The organism is Sphingomonas hominis (assembly GCF_013328205.1).
GTDB lineage: Bacteria > Pseudomonadota > Alphaproteobacteria > Sphingomonadales > Sphingomonadaceae > Sphingomonas > Sphingomonas hominis.
This window is the reverse complement of sequence record NZ_JABULH010000001.1, coordinates 23,776-43,504: the sequence shown is the minus strand read 5'-3', so window position 1 is coordinate 43,504 and position 19,729 is coordinate 23,776. Positions and strand designations below refer to the sequence as shown.

20 protein-coding genes are annotated in these 19,729 nt (G+C 68.2%); 12 read left to right on the top strand and 8 right to left on the bottom strand.

All coding sequences use genetic code 11. From position 1 onward, the window contains the following. The first annotated feature begins 261 nt into the window (after positions 1-261). The gene (locus HRV97_RS00195; protein ID WP_174191700.1) at positions 262-864 is read left to right on the top strand and encodes a hypothetical protein; all 603 of its coding nucleotides are present in this window, start codon (positions 262-264) and stop codon (positions 862-864) included. A gap of 67 nt (positions 865-931) precedes the next feature. Here HRV97_RS00195 and HRV97_RS00190 read toward each other — a convergent pair whose 3' ends face one another. Further along, complete coding sequence (locus tag HRV97_RS00190; RefSeq protein ID WP_174191699.1) at positions 932-2,320, bottom strand: DUF2171 domain-containing protein; 1,389 nt, start codon at positions 2,318-2,320, stop codon at positions 932-934. A 166-nt stretch (positions 2,321-2,486) separates the two neighbouring features. Between HRV97_RS00190 and HRV97_RS00185 the strand changes: the two genes are divergently transcribed. From HRV97_RS00185 to HRV97_RS00175, 3 genes are read left to right on the top strand one after another with little or no spacing between them, the layout of a single operon-like run. Continuing rightward, entirely contained in the window at positions 2,487-3,413 is a 927-nt protein-coding gene (locus HRV97_RS00185; protein ID WP_246248467.1) for an NUDIX hydrolase, read from the top strand. 17 nt (positions 3,414-3,430) lie between these two features. Next, positions 3,431-4,177, top strand: coding sequence for an extensin-like domain-containing protein (locus HRV97_RS00180; protein WP_343044432.1), 747 nt, complete (start codon positions 3,431-3,433; stop codon positions 4,175-4,177). Positions 4,178-4,229: 52 nt separating this feature from the next. After that, on the top strand, positions 4,230-4,592 hold the full coding sequence (locus HRV97_RS00175; protein ID WP_174191697.1) for a barstar family protein: 363 nt from the start codon (positions 4,230-4,232) through the stop codon (positions 4,590-4,592). 3 nt (positions 4,593-4,595) lie between these two features. Here HRV97_RS00175 and HRV97_RS00170 read toward each other — a convergent pair whose 3' ends face one another. From HRV97_RS00170 to HRV97_RS00155, 4 genes are all read right to left on the bottom strand, one after another. Continuing rightward, positions 4,596-5,147 (bottom strand): hypothetical protein, encoded by a 552-nt coding sequence (locus HRV97_RS00170; RefSeq protein ID WP_174191696.1) that lies wholly within the window; start codon positions 5,145-5,147, stop codon positions 4,596-4,598. Between the two features lie 268 nt (positions 5,148-5,415). Beyond that, entirely contained in the window at positions 5,416-5,724 is a 309-nt protein-coding gene (locus tag HRV97_RS00165) for a hypothetical protein (protein WP_343044399.1), read from the bottom strand. Between the two features lie 53 nt (positions 5,725-5,777). Next, on the bottom strand, positions 5,778-6,554 hold the full coding sequence (locus tag HRV97_RS00160) for a transglutaminase-like domain-containing protein (RefSeq protein WP_174191694.1): 777 nt from the start codon (positions 6,552-6,554) through the stop codon (positions 5,778-5,780). 91 nt (positions 6,555-6,645) lie between these two features. Next, positions 6,646-7,383: a Bax inhibitor-1/YccA family protein gene (locus tag HRV97_RS00155; RefSeq protein WP_174191693.1), complete on the bottom strand. Its 738-nt coding sequence runs from the start codon at positions 7,381-7,383 to the stop codon at positions 6,646-6,648. A 160-nt stretch (positions 7,384-7,543) separates the two neighbouring features. On the opposite strand from HRV97_RS00155, the gene thpR reads away from it, so the two are divergent. Then, positions 7,544-8,086: an RNA 2',3'-cyclic phosphodiesterase gene (gene thpR, locus HRV97_RS00150; protein WP_174191692.1), complete on the top strand. Its 543-nt coding sequence runs from the start codon at positions 7,544-7,546 to the stop codon at positions 8,084-8,086. An 81-nt stretch (positions 8,087-8,167) separates the two neighbouring features. Continuing rightward, positions 8,168-9,757 (top strand): spinster family MFS transporter, encoded by a 1,590-nt coding sequence (locus HRV97_RS00145; RefSeq protein ID WP_425505702.1) that lies wholly within the window; start codon positions 8,168-8,170, stop codon positions 9,755-9,757. 3 nt (positions 9,758-9,760) lie between these two features. Here the strand turns inward: HRV97_RS00145 and HRV97_RS00140 are convergent, their stop codons facing one another. Together HRV97_RS00140 and HRV97_RS00135 are read right to left on the bottom strand one after the other, a co-directional pair. After that, entirely contained in the window at positions 9,761-10,294 is a 534-nt protein-coding gene (locus tag HRV97_RS00140; RefSeq protein ID WP_174191691.1) for a superoxide dismutase family protein, read from the bottom strand. 83 nt (positions 10,295-10,377) lie between these two features. Further along, positions 10,378-11,244 (bottom strand): CDP-alcohol phosphatidyltransferase family protein, encoded by an 867-nt coding sequence (locus HRV97_RS00135; protein WP_174191690.1) that lies wholly within the window; start codon positions 11,242-11,244, stop codon positions 10,378-10,380. Positions 11,245-11,371: 127 nt separating this feature from the next. Between HRV97_RS00135 and HRV97_RS00130 the strand changes: the two genes are divergently transcribed. The 6 genes from HRV97_RS00130 (at position 11,372) to HRV97_RS00105 (ending at position 18,886) form a co-directional block, all read left to right on the top strand. Further along, positions 11,372-12,481 carry an inositol-3-phosphate synthase gene (locus HRV97_RS00130; protein ID WP_174191689.1) on the top strand — a complete coding sequence of 370 codons (1,110 nt, stop codon included), beginning with the start codon at positions 11,372-11,374 and terminating at the stop codon, positions 12,479-12,481. A gap of 27 nt (positions 12,482-12,508) precedes the next feature. After that, positions 12,509-13,237, top strand: a complete 729-nt coding sequence (locus HRV97_RS00125; protein WP_174191688.1) for an NTP transferase domain-containing protein — start codon at positions 12,509-12,511, stop codon at positions 13,235-13,237. A gap of 128 nt (positions 13,238-13,365) precedes the next feature. Then, a complete protein-coding gene (locus tag HRV97_RS00120) occupies positions 13,366-13,581 on the top strand; it encodes a hypothetical protein (RefSeq protein ID WP_174191687.1) in 216 nt (71 codons plus the stop codon). 65 nt (positions 13,582-13,646) lie between these two features. Beyond that, positions 13,647-14,843, top strand: a complete 1,197-nt coding sequence (locus HRV97_RS00115; RefSeq protein WP_174191686.1) for an acetyl-CoA C-acyltransferase — start codon at positions 13,647-13,649, stop codon at positions 14,841-14,843. Positions 14,844-14,881: 38 nt separating this feature from the next. Next, on the top strand, positions 14,882-15,277 hold the full coding sequence (locus HRV97_RS00110; RefSeq protein WP_174191685.1) for a hypothetical protein: 396 nt from the start codon (positions 14,882-14,884) through the stop codon (positions 15,275-15,277). Positions 15,278-15,697: 420 nt separating this feature from the next. Beyond that, on the top strand, positions 15,698-18,886 hold the full coding sequence (locus tag HRV97_RS00105; RefSeq protein ID WP_174191684.1) for a TRCF domain-containing protein: 3,189 nt from the start codon (positions 15,698-15,700) through the stop codon (positions 18,884-18,886). A gap of 282 nt (positions 18,887-19,168) precedes the next feature. Here HRV97_RS00105 and HRV97_RS00100 read toward each other — a convergent pair whose 3' ends face one another. After that, entirely contained in the window at positions 19,169-19,660 is a 492-nt protein-coding gene (locus HRV97_RS00100; protein WP_174191683.1) for a nucleoside deaminase, read from the bottom strand. Between the last annotated feature and the right edge of the window lie 69 nt (positions 19,661-19,729).

The following is a 19,729-nucleotide window of genomic DNA, read 5'->3' as shown; positions in this document are numbered from 1 at the left end:
GAGCGGGTTGGGTTATGTCAGTCTTGATCAGTGCAGCATGAGAGTCACGCTGTGCCGACCGAAGCATTGCTGAGCGAACCTGACGCAGCCTGTTCCGTCGCTTCGCACCTGATCCTTGGTTTTGCTGTTCGTTCAATGCTCGGAAAATGTAGCGGGATCCCGGATCAAGTCCGGGATGACGCTCGCTGGGGGGATGCGCTCCGGGCGGATCGTAAATCTGCGCGATTGCGTGTCGCTCGTGATCGACGCGATAACGCGAGAATGAGCCCGTTCGAATTGGTGTTCGTCGTTTTCGGTCTGCTGCTCGGCCTCGCGCTGTCGGAGGTGCTGGCAGGCTTCTCGCGCGCGTTGAAGGTAGCACGCGGGCCGCAGTCGGTGCGGATCGGGTGGCTGGTGCCGCTGCTCGGCCTGGTCGTGATGCTGGACCTGTCGACCTTCTGGTTGCTGGCGTGGAACATGCGCGATCAGGTTGACGCCAATTACCCGACGCTGGTCGGCGTGCTGGTCGTCGTAGGCGGCTATTATCTAGCCGCGACGCTGATCTTCCCCGATGCGATCGAGGAGTGGCCCGATCTCGACGCGTGGTACCTACGCCAGCGGCGACTGGTGCTCGGCGGATTGCTGGGCGCCAATGTGGCGAGCTGGCTCGGTCAGATCGCGCTGACCCTGACGCACGCCGCGCGCCCCAGTACCGCGCCGCCGGCCGAGCCGCTGCGCGAGGCGATCTCCGACATTACGGGGGTTGCGATCATCCCGGTTCTGATCACCCTGCTATTCGTTCGCTCGACCCGCTGGAACGTCGCGCTGCTGATCCTTCTGTCGGCGCTGCTGCTTGTGTCGGGGTCGACCGAGGTGCCCGGCTGACGGGTAACACATGCGAAGAGGCCCGGACGTTTCCGCCCGGGCCTTTTCTGTTACCTACAGCTTGCGCTTACTTGTTCTGGTAGGTGCCCGAGAAGCTGCTGTTCAGGTCGGTGCCGCCCGAGACCGACGACGAGGAGGCGCTGCTGCCGGTCGTGCTGCTGCTGCCGGTCGCAGCGGTGCCGCTCTGGCCCGACGTGCTCTCGCCGCTGCCGTAGCCGGTGGCGTTCGAGGACGTGCCCTGCTGGCCGTAGCCCTGCTGGCCCGACGAACGCTGACCGGTCCGGTCGCTGGTGCGATCGCCGTAGCCGAACATCGCCTGCTTGTTTTCCTCGTCGCGCCACTGCTTCTTCGCTTCGTCGGCGGTGTTGGACAAAGTCACCTTCTTGTCCTCGACCGACTGGATCCAGCTCGACGGGATCGAGTGGTGCTGGCCGCCCGCATCGACGTCGTTCTTGGTCAACAGGATGCGGTCGCCGCGTACCTTGTCGACGGTGCCGACGTGGCTGCCGTCCGAGCCGACGACCTCGGCATGTTCCTTTACCTTGTCGAGCGAGGCGCGCTGCGTCTGGCGGTTGGTGCGCCACGAGCCGAACTCGTTCTGGAACTTGGTCCGGTTCTCGCTGCGATATTCATCGTAATCGCGGTCGAGCGCGGCGATCTGGCCCGAGCGCCAGTGATGATAATCGGAGTCGCGGTCGTGACGGTCGCGCTGGTTATACTCGCGCTCGTCGTAGCGATTGTCCATCTCGCGGCGACGCTCGGCCTCGTCGTCGCCGAACCACGAACGGACCTCGTCGCCAGCGCGCGCGAAGAAGCCGCGATCCTGATAGTCGTAGCCCTGCGGCGCACGGCCGTAATTGCCGCCGCGCTGTGAATCGCCGCGGTCGTTGCCACCGTAGCGGTTCTGGTCGCTGCCGTAGCGGCTGCGCTCGTCGCGGTTCCCGCCGCGGTAATTGTCATCGTCCCAGTGCTTGCGATCGCCGACGTCGACGAAGCGACGACCGTCGGAGCCGTAGCTGCCGTGATATTCGCTGCTGCTGCCGCCCGCGCCGTACTGGCTGTAACGGTCCGAACCGTCGTTCGAGCGGCCGTAATCACGCTCGCCGCGGTTGTAATCGCGGGCGTAACCGGCGTTGCCGTAATCGCGCTGGCCATTGCCCTGCTGTCCGTAGGATTGCGAGCCATAGCCCTGCGAACCCGAACGCTGTGAGCCGTAATCGCGCGAGCCATAATCCTGCGAGCGACCGTAATTCTGCGAGCCGTAGCGATCGCCGCCGCGTCCGCGGTCGTCGCGATCATCGTCGCGGTTCAGCCGACCTGCCGACTGGTAGTCGCGTGCGCTGGAATAGCTGTGCTGTCGGCCGGAGCCGTAATCCTGGCCGTAATCCTGCTGCTCGTCGCGATTATAATAATCGCCCTGCGGATTGGTGCCGCGCGGGTAACGTTCGTAGCCCATTAGGTCCTCCTTGCTGGACAGCAACGCGCCGGTTCTCTGCGTCGTATGCGGGGAGGAAATACGCGAGAACGACGCTTCGTTCCTGTCGTTACGCTGCGGCAACGGGGTCTTGTCGTACCCTATGCATGGTTGATCTGCATCATAGGAGGCGGCACGAAGCGCGGTCTTGCGCCGGATGCGCGGCGTGGTGATGATGAGGGCCGAGGAGAAGGTGATGGTCGACGGCACGCATCCGACAAGGGCCGGCATGAATACGGCGACGCATACGCCCGACGCGCCACTCGCCGTGACAGCCGCTGACGCACCCCGCGCGCAGGTGGCCGACGCCAACGCCCCCGATTTGCCCGCCGCGATCCCCGCCGCGACGCTGGTGGTTTTTCGCGAGCACGCCGGACATGCGCCCGAGTTGCTGATGGTCGAGCGCGCGCAGAAGATGGCATTTGCCGCGGGCGCGATGGTGTTTCCGGGCGGGCGGATCGATCCGGGCGACCATGAGCTCGCCGAGACGCTGGCACCGGTGGACGCGGACGACGCCGCCGCGCGGATCGCGGCGATCCGCGAGACGATCGAGGAAGCGGGGCTGCCGGTCGGGCTGGCCGAGATGCCGTCTCCGGAGGTGATCGCGCAGATGCGGCGTGCGCTGCACGCGAGGCAGCCGTTCGAGGCGGCGTTGCGCGCGGCCGGCGCCCGGCTCGACCTCGACGCATTGGTACCGTTCGCGCGCTGGCGCCCGGCGCACCGGCACATGCGCATCTTCGACACGCGCTTCTACCTGGCGCACCTGCCCGCCGATGCGCCATGCGCGAGCGTCGACCGGACCGAGAATGTGCGGCTGACGTGGGCGAGCGCGCAGGCCGTGCTGGACGAGGCCGACGCGGGGCGGATGTCGATCATCTTTCCGACGCGGCGCAACCTGGAGCGGTTGGCGCAGTTTCCCTCGTTCGAGGCGACGGTGGCAGATGCGCGCGTCACGCCGCAGCGCGTTGTCACCCCCTGGGCCGAGACGCGCGACGGAGAGGAATGGCTCTGCATACCCCAGGACCTGGGTTACCCGGTGACGGCGGAACCGATCAACACCGCGCTGCGGGGGTGACGCGCGGCGCACGCGCGATCCGGCGGCTGCGCCGGTCGGCGCGTGCCCTGGTGATCCTGAGCGTGCTGGGCGCGGTGGCATTGGTGGCGTGGGGAAGCTTGCGTGGTCGACCGCAGGATCTGCCGTGGACGCCGCTCGACCTGTCGCAACCGATCGGGGCATTCACCGGGCGCAAGCTGACCGCGCTGGGCGACGATTTCGGCGCGTGTCGCGGCGTGCTCGACCGCGCAGGCGTGCGATATACCGCGCTGCCGCCGCGCAACGGCGGCGGGCGATGCGGATACCGCGACGCGGTGCGCTTTGCGGAGGGCGGCGCACGGCGGATCTCCTACGCGCCTGCCGGGCTGGGCGTCGCCTGCCCGGTCGCAGCGGCGTTGGCGAAATGGGAGTGGGACGTGGTGCAGCCCGCGGCCGACCGTTACCTCAAGTCCCGGGTCGCGACGATCGAGCATTTCGGCAGCTATTCGTGCCGGCGGATGTACGGGCGCGATGCCGGCAATTGGAGCGAGCATTCCACCGCCGACGCGGTCGACATCGCGGGCTTCCGACTAGCAGATGGACGCCGCGTGACGGTGGTGCGTGATTGGACGGGCGGCGACGGCGAGCCCGCGCGGTCGGAGGCGGCGTTCCTGCGCGCGGTGAGGGATGGCGCGTGCGATCTGTTCGCGACGGTGCTGTCGCCCGACTATAATGCCGCGCACCGCGACCATTTTCATCTCGATCAGGCGAGCCGCGGCGCGATGGGATGGCGGGCGTGCCGGTGAGCGATATGCAAGGGCGATGTGGCGTGGGTGCCGCTCGGCGAGGTCGCGGTCGATGACCGCGCGGGAGATCACGCTTGATGCCGCGGCGTGGCGCGAGTTCCGCGACATCTACGCGGCGATGCTGCCGGCGCTGGGCGCGCTCGACTGGCACGGACCGAACCTGGATGCGGTGTACGACGCGTTGGTGGCGAGGCATTACCGGGTGATGTCGGGATCAGCGGCTATTCCGAATGACGGTGCAGCGGAAGTATCAGGGGATGACGCGGGCATTGAGCAGGCGCGCCCGCTGCGCGTGACGGTGATCAATACGGGTGCGGCGAGCGCGGCGGTTCGCGCCTATCTCGCGCGGCTAGTCACCGTGTTCGACGACGCGCGCGCGAAATATGGCGTGGATGCGAGGCTGCGGCTAGCGTGACGATCAGTGCAGCGGCGTGCCGATCTCGACCTTCTCGACCCAGTGTGGGAAGAAGGCGGGTTGGCGCGACGACCAGCCCGATGCGGTGGCGGCGGCCTCGCTGATCGATTGCAGCAGCTTGCGGCGCAGCTCCGGGTGAAGATGCGGCAGCGCGGCGGCCGAGCAGAAGGCGGCGGGCAGCCACGGCCGCACGCGCGCGCCGATCAGCCGCTCGTAGAGGAAGCGATAGGCCGAGAAGCTGAGCAGCCGCCCCTGCCCCAGATCGAACGCCGAGGTGACGACCAGCGGCGACAGGAACGGTTCCACCGCGTCGAGGCCGCTGTCGTCGGGCACGTTGGCGCGCAGATCGTCGAGCCGGCGGTAATGGCGTGCTTGCGCACGGATCGACGCGGCCTCGACCACGTCGCGCGACCAGCGCAGCATCGCGTCCTGCCGGTCGAGCCCAACGTCGAGGCTGCGGCGGATATAACGCTGCGTCGCGGCCGGGAAGCTCGCGAACTCCTTCATCTCTGCCAGGGTCATCGCCCCTTCCGCCGGCTTCATCCTCGCGCTCATCGCTCACCCCGCCCGATCAATGCCTGTGCGAAGCATCATGCGCCAGGATGGTTAACGCCAGCCTTAACGGATGCGTGCGCCGCGTCATCAATGCATCACGAACCATGCCGCAGCGCAACATCTATGCGGTGGAGTGAGTGCTGGTAGCCCTTTTGTTGCAAGCCGCTGTGTTTGCCGGGCAACAATCGCTGCGCCGTCACTGTGCCACTAACGAGAAAGGGGCCGGGGCACGACCGGCCCCTTTTGCTGTAACGACGATGGCGCAGCCTCAGGCGTCGCGCTGACGCTCTGCTTCTTCCGCGGCGTCGAAGCCCGACGAGGCGGGCGGCTCGTCCTTGCGGCCCGGGATCGTCGACGAGATTGGGTCGGACGCGTCCATCGACTCGTCGAGCCCTTCGTCGAGCTTGGCGTCCTCGTTCGACGGATCCTTTTGCAGCCGCTTGTTGATCATCTTGTCCTGGCCGGCATCCTGGCGCTCGTTCTTGGATCCACCAGCGTTGCCGGCCTGCGTGCCGCCTTCCGGTGCGACCGACATGCTGTCGAGCGCGCGATCGTCGATCGGGTTATTGTCGGACACCTGAACCTCCATCCATGTTTCGCAACACTAACGACCCGTCGACGCGCCTGTTCCTACAGGCGCGTCACCGTCACGCGCTGCTGCTGGAGCCAGGCGCTGCCGAAGATGGTCATGAAGGCGATGTCTGTGGCGTCGCGGCCGACGCAGACGCGCGCGATCTCGTCCGGATGCGCCATGCCGGTCGGGTCGACAAGGTGCCATTCGCCACCGAGCCACAATTCGACCACGGCATGAAAATCCGGCGGATCGACGCCGGGCGCGTAGGCGGCGACGCAGCGCGCCGGGATCTCGCCCGCGCGCGCGAGTGCGACGAGCAGGTGCGCATAGTCGCGGCACACGCCGCGCCGCTCAGCAAAGGTATCGAGCGCGCTGCTGCGCCCGTCGCTGCCCGCGCCATCATAGTCGAGATTGGTGCGCACCCAGTCGGTCAGTGCCACCGCGAGGCTGCCGCCGCGCAAGCCGCCGAAGGTGCGGCGCAGGAAATGGTCGAAGCGGTGCGACTCGCAGTAGCGGCTGGGCAACAGGTAGGGGATCGTCTGCGGCGGCAGCAGGCCGGCTGGGGTATGCGGCAAGGTCGCGAGCGGCGGTGTCGCGCGGTTGATCGCGACCACGGCACGGTAATGCGCAACGAGGCGGTGCTCGGCCGTTGCCCAGGTGCGCTGTCCGATCCCCTCCTCACCCGCGACCGCGCGGATCGGATTGTCGCTCTCGATCACAAGTGATTGCTGTTCGAGCCGCTGGTCGGGCAACGCCGCCGCCTCGATCTGAAGCAGCACGTCGGCGCGCTCGGCGAAACCGTAATCGAGGAAGGCGTCGATCGAAAGGCGCAAGCGGTGAATCTTTCAAAGATGGGCGCATAACAAACGGGCCCGGCGGTTGGCCGCCGAGCCCGTATGCTTTTATTCCGGTGCCGTAGCTGGATCAGTCGCGGCCGGAGCCGAACAGACGCAGGATGAACAGGAACATGTTGATGAAGTCGAGGTACAGCGTCAGCGCGGCGAGCACCACTGCCTTCGACACCAGTTCACCGTGACCGGCGACCTGAAAATACATGCTCTTGGTCCGCTGCGTGTCATAGGCGGTCAGACCTGCGAACAGCAGCACGCCGACCAGCGAGATGACGAGGCCGAGCGGGCCCGAGTTGACGAACATGTTGATCACGCTCGCGACGATCAGACCGACCAGACCGATGATCAGGAAGGTGCCGAATGCCGACAAGTCACGCTTGGTGGTGTAACCGTAGAGGCTGAGCGCCGCGAAGCCGGCAGCCGTCGCGAAGAACGCCTGCGCGATCGCGACCGGCGAGTAGACCAGGAAGATCGTCGACAGCGACAGACCCATCGCCACCGCGAAGCCCCAGAACATCGCGCGCAGCTGACCCGAGCTGAAACGGTTCTGCCCGAAGCTCATCGCGAACACGAAGGCGAGCGGCGCGAGCACGATCACCCATTTGAGCGGGGTCTGGAAGACGGCGGCGGCATAGCCCGACAGCGCGAACGCCAGCGCGACGATGCCTGTCAGCAGCACGCCCGACGTCATGTAATTGTAAACAGACAGCATGTACGACCGGAGACCCGCGTCGTGGGCGGCGTCCCGCGTACCGGCCTGCTCCGCACCGAAGCGTGCGGTGGAGGACCGAGGGTCCGACCAGTTTGCCATTGTCAAATTGCTCCTTCGTCCGGCATGGAACGCCGGATCACTAACGAATATCGCGCGCAGGCGATCCCTTTTCAAGCGAGCCGGATGGTTAGCGCGCGGCCAAGCAATTGTTCGTTACACGGGTGGTCGCGCCCGTGTTCCCCGCGTCCGTGGAGGGTTGATGCACCGCCTGTTCGTCGCCCTGCGCCCCCCACCCGATATCCGCGACGCCTTGGTCGACGCGATGGACGAACTTCCGGGCGCACGCTGGCAAGACGAGGAACAGTTGCACGTCACTTTGCGCTTCATCGGTGAGGTCGAGCGGCACCAGGCGGAAGATATCGCCGCCGCGTTGGCGACGGTGTCGGCACCCGTGATCGAAGCGCGCGTCGACGGTGTCGGCACGTTCGATCGGCGTGGGCGCGTCGACACTTTATGGGCGCGGATCGTGCCGGCGGAACCGCTCGCCGCGCTGCACCGCAAGGTGGATCAGGCGCTGGCGCGCGCGGGGGTGGCGCGCGACACGCGGCGCTACCTGCCGCACCTGACGCTGGCGCGGTTCGGGCGGTCGAGCAGCGACGCGGGCGCGATCGCGCGTTGGGTCGCGGACCATGCGGCGCTGTCGACGCCCACATTCACGCTGCCGCACCTGATCCTGTACGAGAGCCATCTGGGGCACGAGGGCGCGCAGTATGAGCCGGTCGCGCGCTGGCCGCTGGCGTGAGCCGATCGGTCGCGCGCAGGGCGCTGGCGTAGCGCTCCCCTGCCCGCTAGGCTTGCCGGCAAAGAGGCAAAGGGGACGGGGATGGCGGGACCAGAAGGAACGGGGCCGCAGATGGCCGGCGAGGTGCCGCAGAGCGAGGCGCGCGCGAGCGGTTACGCCTGGTACGTGCTGGCGCTGCTGTTCGTGGTCTACATCCTGAACTTCGTCGACCGGCAGGTGATCTCAATCCTGGCCGAGGACATCAAGCGCGACCTGCACCTCAAGGACGAGGACCTCGGCTTCCTCTACGGTACGGCGTTCGGCGTGTTCTACTCGCTGTTCGGCATCCCGCTCGGGCGGTTGGCGGACAGTTGGTCACGCGTGCGGTTGATGACGATCGGGCTCGGGCTGTGGTCGACGATGACCGCGCTGTCGGGCTTCTCGTTATCGGGCGCGCAACTGACCGCGGCGCGGATCGGCGTCGGTGTCGGCGAGGCGACCGCGTCCCCCTCAGCTTATTCGCTGATCTCTGACTATTTCCCCAAGAAGCTGCGCGCGACCGCGCTGTCGATCTACTCGGCGGGTATCTACGTCGGTGGGGGCTGCTCGCTGTTCATCGGCGGCGCGATCGTGCAGCGCTGGAACGCGGCCTATCCTGGTGGCGGCCCACTCGGGCTGGTCGGCTGGCAGGCGGCGTTCCTGGCGGTCGGGCTGCCCGGGCTGGTGCTCGCCTTGTGGATTGCGACCTTGCGCGAGCCGATCCGCGGCGCGGTTGAAGGACTGCCTGAGCCAGAGCGGCATCCAGCACCCTTCCGCGCGTTCTTCGACGAACTGATCACGATCCTGCCGCCGCTGACGCTGATCGGCGCGCTGCGCGGGGGCACGCGCGCGCTGCTGGTCAACCTGGCGGGGCTCGGTGTCGTCGTCGCGGCGGTGGCGGTGCTGCTGGCGGCGGGTGAGCCCGCGCCGCAATGGCTGGCGGTCGGCACCGGATGCTACGCGGTCTTCTCCTGGGCGTGTGCGCTGAAGCGGCGCGATCCGGCGACCTTCGCGCTGATCGTCGGCACGCCCGCGTTCGTCTGCACCGTCGTTGCCTACGGCTTGAATGCGTTTCTGAGCTACGCCGCGAGTTTCTGGGCCGCGCCCTACGCGATGCGTGTGCTGGGCGTGGAGCCGGCAACGGCGGGGCTGATCCTGGGCGGGGTCGGCGCGCTGTCGGGGTTCCTGGGCGTGACCGTCGGCGGGGTCGTCGGCGACCGATTGCGGCAGCGCAACCCGGCCGGGCGGCTGGTAATGGTGATCGCGGGCGCGATCCTGCCCGTGCCGTTCCTGGCGATCGGGTTCACCGCCGCTTCGCCTGCGCTCCTTTATCCATGCCTGTTCGCAGCGCAGTTCCTCGCCAGCATGGCGCTCGGGTCCGCAGCGGCGACGACGCAGGATTTGGTGCTGCCGCGGATGCGCGGTGCGGCAACCGCGACCTTCTTTATCGGCACGACGCTGCTCGGCCTTGCACTCGGACCGTATCTTGCCGGGCGGGTGTCGACGCTGACGGGAAGCCTGTCGACGGGCATGCTGTCGCTGCTGCTGACAGTGCCGATCACGCTCGGCGCCGCGATCGCCGCCTATCAGCTGGTCCCCGCCGCCGAGCGGACGCGCGAGGAGCGCGCGCGCGCGGCGGGCGAGGTGATCTGAGCGTCAGGCGGGCTGGAACACGCCGCAGGCGATCCGGTCGCCCGAATTGCCCGACGGGTCGGTCATCAGGTCGTCCGCCTTGGCATGAACGATGAACGCCGCGCCGTCGGCGTCCATCAGCCCGGCCATGGTCGCGCCCGGAATCGTCGCGCCGACGGTGCCGCGGCCGCCTGAGTCGATCACGAGATTGGGCAGGTCGCCCTCGTGCGGGCCCTGCGGATTCATCGTGCCGTGCTTGCGCTGCGTCGGGTTCCAGTGGCCGCCCGCGGTGGTGAAGGCGGGTGCGTCGCAGCGGCCGGTCATGTGGACGTGCGCGCCGTGCGTGCCGACCGGCATCGACATCGCATCGACGGTGAAGCGCAAGCCACCTGCTACTTCGGTTGCGGTGGCGCGGCCGACATCGGCACCGTCCGCGGTACGCAGGCTCGCCACTGCCTTCGCGCCGCCCGCCATCGGGGTGCCCGTCGGCATCTCCTCGCGCGCGCAGGCGCCGAGCGCGAGTGCCGTGCCCGCTGCCACTATCACTGCCAACCGCATGATCTTCTCCCTGTATCCAACCGGAATGTTCAACCGGATCGGGAGCGAAACGGACCGATTGGCGGCGCGTTCCGTGAGTGGCCTCAGGCGCCGCGTGCGACCAGTGCGGCGATGCGGCGCGCGCTGGCGGCACCTTGTGCGATCGCGAATACCAGCACCGCGTTGAGCAGCACGACTTCGATCAGGAAGAACCAGATCGGCGACCCCGCAATTATGCTGAGCCCTAGCAGGATCGTGCGCGGGTTGGCGCCGAGCGCTGCCAGCACCGGCAGCGTGCGCGTGCCCGCAGCGCGCGCGATCTCGGCAATGCGCGCGCGCTGTACGCGGTCGTGCTCTGCACTGAGGACCAGGGCATCGACGCGCTGCGTCGCGCCCGACATCCTGTTCCACGCCCACAGGTAAGCGCGCGACAGGGCACCGCCGAGGCCGGGTTGCGGCGCGCGCTGGTTCTGCAACCACGGCACGTCATAGACCCACCATTGATAGCTGCGCCGCGCGCTCTCGGCATAGACCGACTGCACCGCGCGCGAGATGCCGGCGGCGAGCGCCAGCGCACAGGCGACCCAGCCGATCCGGTCGTCCAGTTGCGCGGCGAGCAGCGCGTAGAGGATGCCGTGACCGAAATAATCGCACATGCCGTCGACCACCTCGCCCGACGGCGACGCGCGCCCTGAAAGCCGCGCGAGCATGCCGTCCGCACCGTCGACGACGTGCCACGACAGGTGCAGCAGGAAACCGGTCGCGATGCCCCAGGCGCCGCCGACCAGCGTGTAGAAGATGCCCGCGGACACCACCATCAGCGCGCCGAACACCGACACCATGTTGGGCGTGACCGGCGTCGGCACCAGCGCGCGGGCGAGCGCGCCGGCGATCGGATGGTAGAGCCAGGCGTTCAGAAACCCTTGCAGTTCCCGCGGCTTTCCCGCCACAGTGGGGTTGGAATCGTTCACGTTTTCCCTCGTGCAGGAATTGTCGGGATCGGCTAGGGAGATCGCTTCGCTTGACAGCCGCAACGGTTCTGTCACGGAGCGGCAAACTTTCTGTCTTGTGCCGGGCGCGCCCGGCGAGTGGGGATCAATGAACACCATCAAGGTCGCGGTTATCGGTGTCGGCAATTGCGCCAGCAGTCTGGTGCAGGGCAAGTACCATTATACCGGCAGCAACACCGCGGCTGGCCTGATCCACGAGGATATCGGCGGCTACAAGGTGTCCGACATGGAATTCGTGGCGGCATTCGACGTCGACTCGCGCAAGGTCGGGCTCGACCTGGGCGAAGCGATCTTCGCCAAGCCGAACTGCACCAAGGTGTTCCACGCCGACGTGCCCAAGACCGGCACGATTGTGAAGATGGGCGCGAAGCTCGACGGCGTCGCGCCGCACATGCTAACCGCCGCCAACGACCGCGGGTTCGAGATCAACGACACGCGCGACGCGGAGAAGGCGGAGATCATCGCCGAGCTGAAGAGCTCGGGCGCGGAGATCCTGGTCAACTTTCTGCCCGTCGGCAGCCAGGAAGCGACCGAATTCTACATGGAATGCGCGCTTGAGGCGGGCCTCGGCGTCGTTAACTGCATGCCGGTGTTCATCGCCAGCCGCCCTGAGTGGGAGAAGAAGTTCGCCGACGCAGGCCTGCCGATCATCGGCGACGACGTGAAGGCGCAGGTCGGCGCGACGATCGTCCACCGCGTGCTCTCCAACCTGTTCGGCCAGCGCGGCGTGACGATCGATCACACCTACCAGCTCAACACCGGCGGCAACACCGACTTCATGAACATGCTCGACCGCAACCGGTTGGCGAGCAAGAAGGAGTCGAAGACGGAAGCCGTGCAGGCGGTGATCGCCGAGCGGCTGGCGGACGAGAACATCCACGTCGGCCCATCGGACTATATTCCGTGGCTGGGTGACAACAAGCTGTGCTTCCTGCGCCTCGAAGGCGACCTGTTCGGCGGCGTGCCGATGAACCTGGAACTGCGCCTGTCGGTCGAGGATTCGCCCAACAGCGCGGCGGTGGTCGTGGACGCGATCCGTTGCGTGAAGCTGGGTCTCGACCGCAAGGTCGGCGGCGCGCTCGCCGGCCCGTCGGCATTCTTCTGCAAGCACCCGCCCGAGCAGGTGACCGACGATGTCGCGGCGCAGATGACCGACGAGTTCATCGCCGGCCACGAAGCGCGCATCGCCGCCGAATAACGGCCACGGTCGCGCGGGACTGATCCGATGCACGCCGTGATCGTCGCGGCCGGCTATGGCAGCCGGCTGCGCGCGGTGTCGCCGTCGAAACCGCTGACCCCAGTCGCGGGCGTCGCGCTGATCGACCGCGTCATCCTGGCGGCGCGTGACGGCGGCGCGAGTGCGTTTACCGTCGTGACAGGTCACGAGGGCGAGGCGCTGGAGGCGCATCTGGCGCAGGCGGCGCGGGCTTATCGCATCAAGGTCACCTGCGTGCGCACCGACGACTGGTCGCGGCCGAACGGGCATTCGGTGCTGACCGGTGCCGCGGCGGTCGGGCGCGAGCGGCATCTGCTCATGATGGCGGACCACCTGTTCGATCCCGCGCTGGTCGCCGCGGTCATCGCCGCGCCCGCCGCCGCGCTGGTGCTCGGCGTCGATCGGCGGTTGAACAATCCGCTGGTCGATCTCGATGACGTGACGCGGGTGCGCACCGATGGCGAGCGGATCGTTTCGATCGGCAAGCACCTGCCTGATTATGATTGCTACGATACCGGTGTGTTCGCGGTTGACGGTCGCTTCCATGACGCGTTGCGCGCCTCGATCGCCGAGGGCGGCGCGGGGTCGATCTCGGCCGGAGTCGAGACGCTGGCGGTCGCGGGTGAGGCGCGCGTGGTTGACGTGGGCGATGCGTGGTGGCTCGACGTCGACGATCCGCGCGCGTTGACGCAGGCGGAGGACGCGCTCGCGGCGGGCGCGCACGGGCTGGCGGCTTGATCTGCTCAGACTGACTCGCTTAGACTGACCCCCTGCGTCGGATCAGCAAGAATATGTAACCGTTGCGGCCGGAACGCGGCGGTGGCGATGGCGATTGGGGTGGCTGATCCATGTTGAGGCCACCGACGATGAACCGACGTTCCGCCACCTCGCGCACCTTCTCCGGTTGGCCCGTGCTGGCCGTGCTCGCGATCCTGATCGCGGGCGTACTCTATCTGACGCTGGCGCGGCGGGAGCCGGCGGTGCGGGCCAAGCCGGCGACCGGATCGGCGCAGGCGATGGCGCTTGCCGCCGCGCGCGACGATGCCGCGTCCAAGCAAGCGGGTGATGTGTCCAAGCAATAGCGCGCGCGCGTGATTGCGGCCGGCCGGCGCGCGATCTAGGCAGGGGCAAACCATAGGAGAGCCCCATGCGCGAAGCCGCTATCGTATCCACCGCCCGCACCGCGATCGGCAAGGCGTATCGCGGTGCGTTCAACGCGACCGAGGCGCCGGTACTCGCCGGGCACGTGATGAACGCCGCGGTGGAGCGCGCCGGCATCGATCCCGCTCGAATAGACGACGTGTTCTGGGGCGTCGGCAATCAATGGGGCACGCAGGGCGGCAACGCCGGGCGGATGGCGATCTTCGCCGGCGCGTTGCCGCATTCGGTGCCGGCGTTCACGCTCGATCGCAAATGCGGCTCCGGGTTGACCGCGGTGGCGCTCGCCGCGCGCTCGATCATCGCGGGCGACATCGATGTCGCGCTCGCGGGCGGCATGGAGTCGATCAGCTACACGGTGACCAAGGACGCGCCGCGCTTCGTCAACGAAAGCGTCACGCGCAAGGTGCCCGCCGCCTACATTCCGATGATCGAGACGGCCGAGATCGTCGCCGAGCGCTACGGCATCACGCGCGCCGCCCAGGACGAATATGGCGCGATGAGCCAACAGCGCGCCGCGCGCGGGCTGGAGACGGGCGCCTTCGCTGAGGAGATCGTGCCGATCACGGTCGAGAAGGCGATTTTTGACAAGGCAGGCAACAGGACCGGCAGCGAGACGGTCACCGTCAGCCAAGACGAGGGCATTCGCGCCGGCACGACCGCCGAGGCGCTCGGCAACCTCAAGACCGTGTGGGCGGGTGGCGAGTTCACCGGGCCGGGCAGCAACGTGACCGCGGGCAATGCCAGCCAGTTGTCGGACGGCGCCGCCGCGCAGATCGTGATGGACCGCGCGACCGCGGAGGCCGAGGGCAAGAACGTGCTGGGCATCTATCGCGGCTTCAAGGCGGCGGGGTGCGGGCCCGACGAGATGGGGATCGGCCCCGTCTTCGCGATCCCCAAGCTGCTCGAGCGCGCCGGGCTGTCGGTCGGTGACATCGGGCTATGGGAGTTGAACGAGGCGTTCGCGTCGCAATGCCTGTATTGCCGCGACCACCTCGGCATCGATCCCGAGAAGTATAACGTCAACGGCGGCGCGATCGCGGTCGGGCATCCGTTCGGGATGACGGGCAGCCGGCTGGTCGGCCACGCACTGATCGAGGGGCGCAAGCGCGGCGTGCGCTACGTGGTCGTCTCGATGTGCACCGCGGGCGGCATGGGTGCTGCGGGATTGTTCGAGATCGTTTGAGCGCGGATCACTGATGCCGCTCCGCGCGTTGGGGCGGCATGAGTGACAAGATGCGCAACACCGACGAACGCGGTCCCAATACCCCGTTCGACCATGCCGAGGTCGATCCCGAGCGGTCGCACGAGCCCGCGCCGTTTAATCGCGCGTCGGGCTATACCGGCGAGGGTTATAACGAGGCGGACGAGCGTGCGCTGGGTGCGCGGGTGCCGTCGGGCACGGTCGCCGCGCGGCCGGGCGAGGGCGTGCGCGACGATGCGCCGGTGCCGCCCGACAATGGCCAGCGCGCCTCGTTCGACCCCGCGACCGGCGCGGTCCACGGCAGCGGCAGCGGCGCTGGCGGCGGCAATCCGGGCGAAGGCTTCGACGAGGACAGCACGGGCGAGAATGCTGATTTGTCCGGTGGTGCGGCGGCAGGGCAGCCGGAGCAACGGTAACGTGCGCACCTCCGGGTCGGCGGCTGGACTGCGTGGCTGACGCGTGAGCGCGTTACAGGCCTATCGTCCAAGATTGAAACTGCCAGCCAGTTACACGGGCGCAGTCTGTTTTAGTGCTCTCTTGCTCTAGCGCCGGGGTTATCGACAGTTGAGGACCGGTGACACCGTGCGGGTCGCTACCTGAGGTTGATACCGAGGTCGTGGCGAGCATGACGGTGTCGATGATGGCTTTGGCTCGACCAAGGAGCGAGCCGGGCAATGTCTGCGCGCGTGGATGATTCCGATGGCGCACTCATCAAATACTACACGTCTCGCGCCCGATCCGAGTAGTTTCGCACCCATCGCGAACAGCGCGATGCGGAACCGTGCTTCGCCTCCAGCCGTTCGCGCGGCTCACTTCCTGCGGAAAACCAAACAGCTATGCCCGACGACGCGCCCGACGCCCCTTCGCTGATCGGCAGCGCACCCGCCGCGCCCACGCTTGAGACGGGCGAGATCGCGGCGGCGGCGGCCGAGTTGCTCGGCAAGCGCGACGTGCTGATCGCAGCGGTCGACGAAGCGCGGGGGATCGCGATCGCGCACGCGCTAGCGGCCGCCGCGCCCGATGCGTGCATATTGTTCTGTCCGGGCAGCGACGCGTTGCCGGGTGATGATGCTCCCGCCTCCCCTGCCAACGTCGGGCAGCGCGTGTCGGCGCTGCGTCAGATGCGCATGCTAACCGCGGCCAAGAAGCGCGCGCGGGTAGCGTGCGTGACGACGGGCGAGGCGCTGGCGCGTGCCTATCCGCCGCCCGTCGAGTTCGAGGCGACGCCGCCGGTGGTCGAGGTCGGCGCGGCGCTCGACCTGACCGACCTTTACGCGCGGCTGATCGAACTGGGCTATCTCGCCGACGAGCGCGTCGACGAGCCGGGCGAAGTGGCATTGCGCGGGCAAGTGCTCGACGTGTTCCCGGCCGATGCCGATCTGCCGCTTCGCATCGAGGTCAACGACGGCGTGGTCGCGGGCGTGCGGTGCTACGATCCCGCCGACCAGCGCACGGTGGGCGAGATCGAGCGGCGCGAGTTGGGGCGCGTGTCCGAGCCCGCGCTGGGCAGGGAACGCGCTACGTTGCTCGACCACCTGCCGGGCGCGCGCGTCGTCATCGGCGCGGCGGCCGACGAGCGGCGGCGGCGCTTTCTCGCGCTGTCGGCGGACGTGGCGAAGCGTCAGCCCAAGCGGGCGGTACGCGACGTGGTCGACGAACGCGCCTGGGCCGCCGCGATTGAGGCCGCCGATCAGGTGACGATCGAGCGCACGGGCGACCTGCCGCCGCGCTTCGTTGAGTCGAAGGCGCCGTTGCGCGCGTTCGCCAAGGAAGCACGCGTGGCCTTGGAGGCGGGCGAGCGCGTCGTGCTGCTAGGGAGCGCGCGCGACCTGCGTTTTCTGCGGCGGCGCGTGGCGAAGGCGATGAAGCAGGAGCCGGTCGCGGTCGCGTCATGGGCCGAGGTGGCAGCGGCCAAGCCGGGCGCGTTCCTGATGCTCGAACTCGCGACCGATCGCGGGTTCCGCCGCGAGGGCGTGCTGGCGATCGCCGCCGCCGACCTGCTCGGCAGCCGCGCGGAGCGCGACACGACCTCGACCGGCCCCGCCGACACCGCGCTGTTCGACTTCGGCGAGATCCGCATCGGCGACGTGGTGGTGCACGAGGAGCACGGCATCGGCGTGGTCGCCGGGCTGGAGCGGATGACCGCGGACGAGGGCAGCACGACTGGCGACGCGATCAAGCTGACCTACGCCAATGACGCGACGCGGCTGGTGCCGGTGGTCGAGGCCGACCGCATCTGGCGCTACGGCGCGGAGGCCGATGCGGTGACGCTCGACAAGCTCGACGGATCGAGCTGGCAGAAGCGCCGCGGCGAGATCGAGGAAACGATTGCCAAAGACGCGGCGGCGCTGACCGAGTTGGCGAAGGAGCGCGGATCGCGCGATGCGCCGGTGCTCGCGCCCGAGACGGCGGCGTATGAGCGGTTCGCGGCGGGCTTCCCGTTCACCGAGACGGCAGACCAGGCGCGCGCGATTGAGGCGGTGCGCGCCGACCTGTCCGCGGGCAGGCCGATGGACCGACTGGTGATCGGCGACGTCGGTTACGGCAAGACCGAGGTCGCGCTGCGCGCCGCCGCGCTCGCCGCATTGGCGGGCGGGCAGGTCGCGATCGCCGCACCGACGACGGTGCTCGCGCGCCAGCATCTGGAGAGTTTCGCCAGCCGGTTCGAGGGCACCGACGTGGTGGTCGCGGGGCTATCACGACTGTCGAGCGCCGCGGAGAAGAAGAAGGTCAAGGCGGGGCTGGCCGACGGGTCGGTCCATGTCGTCGTCGGCACCGGCGCGGTCGCGGGCAAGGGCGTGGAATACGCGAACCTCGCGCTCGTCATCATCGACGAGGAGCAGCGGTTCGGCGCGGCGGACAAGCAGCGCTTGCGCGACCTGTCGGCCGGACACGTGCTGTCGCTGTCGGCGACGCCGATTCCACGCACGCTGCAATCGGCGCTGGTCGGGTTGCAGCAGATGTCGGTGATCGCGACGCCGCCTGCCCGCCGCCAGCCGATCCGCACCGCGGTCGCCAGCTTCGACCCCGAGGTGATGCGCGCGGCGCTGCTGCGCGAGAAGGCGCGCGGCGGGCAGAGCTTCGTCGTGGTTCCGCGGATCGAGGACATGGCACCGCTCGCGGAGAAGCTCGAACGGCTGGTGCCCGAACTCGACCTGCTCCAAGCGCACGGCAAGATGGCGGCGGGCGAGATCGACGACGCGATGGTCGCGTTTGGGCGCGGCGACGGTGACGTCCTGCTCGCAACCAACATCATCGAGGCGGGGCTGGACGTGCCGCGTGCGAACACGATGGTGATCTGGCGCGCCGATCGCTTCGGGCTGTCGCAGTTGCACCAGCTGCGCGGGCGGGTCGGGCGCGGCAGCCGGCGTGGTCAGGTGCTGCTCTTTACCGAACCCGACCACAAGATCGCGCCGCGGACGCTCAAGCGGCTGCGCACGCTAGAGGCGTTCGACCGGCTGGGTGCGGGCTTCGCGATCAGCGCGCGCGATCTCGATATGCGCGGTGCGGGCGACCTGTTGGGCGAGACTCAGGCCGGGCACATGAAGCTGATCGGGATCGATCTGTACCAGCAATTGCTCGAGGACGCGTTGCGTCGCGCACGCGGCGAGGAGGCCGACCGTTGGACCCCCGAGTTGCAGTTGGGGGTCGAAGGGTGCCTGCCCGAGGCGTGGATCCCGGACGAGGAGCTGCGCGTGTCGATCTATGGCCGGATCGCGCGGCTGTACGACGCCGAAGCGCTCGATGCGCTGGAGGAGGAACTGGAGGACCGCTTCGGTGCGATGCCCGATGAGGCACGCACGCTGATCGCGGTTGCGCGGTTGCGGGCGGAGGCGCGTGCGGCGCAGATCCAGCGTATCGTCGCGGGCCCGGCGGCGATCGCGCTGGAGCCGCGACCGCGGGTCACGCTGTCGGCGGAGGCGCTGGAGGAGAAGAACGGGCGCTACCTGCTGCGCGAGCGGATCGAGGACGCCGACGCGCGGTTGGCGAAGGTGCAGGAAGTGGTAGCGGCGCTGGTCGGGTGAGGTGGTGGATGGAAGGTCACGCTAAGGTCACGCCAACGCGTTGCCGCCTCGCGTGGTGAATGGTCACTGTGGAGCGTTTTCCGACCAGCTTCACGTGTCGTCATCTCGGACTTGATCCGGGGTCCCGCTTCTTAGGGACCGTAGAGAAGGCAGCGGGATCCCGGATCAAGTCCGGGATGACGGTAGTGACTGCCTCACATGCCCTCGGATCTGGCACGATGGGCTGTTATGGAGAGCCCGCGATGTAATGGCCGATCGTAACCGACAGGGCCGGTCCCGGCGTCACAGATTGGCCTGCTCTTCCTCCGGCAGGTCTGCGTCCGGGCCGTAGTAGAGGTCGGCGCACTCTCTGCGCAGGCAGCCGCCCTCGATCGTAATGTCGCCGCGGTAGGCGTGGGTGACGAACGACAGCGTGTCGATGCCGTGCGCCTCGAAATACATCGGGTGCACGTCCGCGCCTTCGGCGCCATAGACGACGCGGGTCACCTTGGACCAGATCGAGGCCATGGTGCACATGCCGCAGGGTTGCAGCGTCGAGTAGAGCGTCGCGCCGCGCAGTTCCATGTCGCCGAGGCTCTCGCAGGCGCGGCGGATCGCCATCATCTCGGCGTGGGCGGTCGCGTCGGGCAGTTCGTGCGTCTGGTTGCGCTCGGCGGCGAGGACCTGTCCGTCGCGGACGATCACGCAACCGAGCGGCGAGGTCGAAGGGTCGGAGCCCTTCGAGCGCGCGACGTCTAGCGCCATGCGCATCCAGCGTTCGTCTTCTTGGGTCATCGGTCTTTCCCTTCGCACGGCGTAACGTGTCGGGGTGGCGAAAGACGCGTCTGCCGCGAGGCTTGGGTG

Excerpts from the sequence above, each read along its gene's own strand:
- HRV97_RS00195 (WP_174191700.1), top strand. The coding sequence starts at position 262 with ATGAGCCCGTTCGAATTGGTGTTCGTCGTTTTCGGTCTGCTGCTCGGC.
- HRV97_RS00190 (WP_174191699.1), bottom strand. The coding sequence starts at position 2,320 with ATGGGCTACGAACGTTACCCGCGCGGCACCAATCCGCAGGGCGATTAT.
- HRV97_RS00175 (WP_174191697.1), top strand. The coding sequence starts at position 4,230 with ATGACCGCGCGGGAGATCACGCTTGATGCCGCGGCGTGGCGCGAGTTC.
- HRV97_RS00170 (WP_174191696.1), bottom strand. The coding sequence starts at position 5,147 with ATGAGCGCGAGGATGAAGCCGGCGGAAGGGGCGATGACCCTGGCAGAG.
- HRV97_RS00155 (WP_174191693.1), bottom strand. The coding sequence starts at position 7,383 with ATGGCAAACTGGTCGGACCCTCGGTCCTCCACCGCACGCTTCGGTGCG.
- thpR (WP_174191692.1), top strand. The coding sequence starts at position 7,544 with ATGCACCGCCTGTTCGTCGCCCTGCGCCCCCCACCCGATATCCGCGAC.
- HRV97_RS00145 (WP_425505702.1), top strand. The coding sequence starts at position 8,168 with ATGGCGGGACCAGAAGGAACGGGGCCGCAGATGGCCGGCGAGGTGCCG.
- HRV97_RS00140 (WP_174191691.1), bottom strand. The coding sequence starts at position 10,294 with ATGCGGTTGGCAGTGATAGTGGCAGCGGGCACGGCACTCGCGCTCGGC.
- HRV97_RS00130 (WP_174191689.1), top strand. The coding sequence starts at position 11,372 with ATGAACACCATCAAGGTCGCGGTTATCGGTGTCGGCAATTGCGCCAGC.
- HRV97_RS00125 (WP_174191688.1), top strand. The coding sequence starts at position 12,509 with ATGCACGCCGTGATCGTCGCGGCCGGCTATGGCAGCCGGCTGCGCGCG.
- HRV97_RS00120 (WP_174191687.1), top strand. The coding sequence starts at position 13,366 with ATGAACCGACGTTCCGCCACCTCGCGCACCTTCTCCGGTTGGCCCGTG.
- HRV97_RS00115 (WP_174191686.1), top strand. The coding sequence starts at position 13,647 with ATGCGCGAAGCCGCTATCGTATCCACCGCCCGCACCGCGATCGGCAAG.
- HRV97_RS00110 (WP_174191685.1), top strand. The coding sequence starts at position 14,882 with ATGAGTGACAAGATGCGCAACACCGACGAACGCGGTCCCAATACCCCG.
- HRV97_RS00105 (WP_174191684.1), top strand. The coding sequence starts at position 15,698 with ATGCCCGACGACGCGCCCGACGCCCCTTCGCTGATCGGCAGCGCACCC.
- HRV97_RS00100 (WP_174191683.1), bottom strand. The coding sequence starts at position 19,660 with ATGACCCAAGAAGACGAACGCTGGATGCGCATGGCGCTAGACGTCGCG.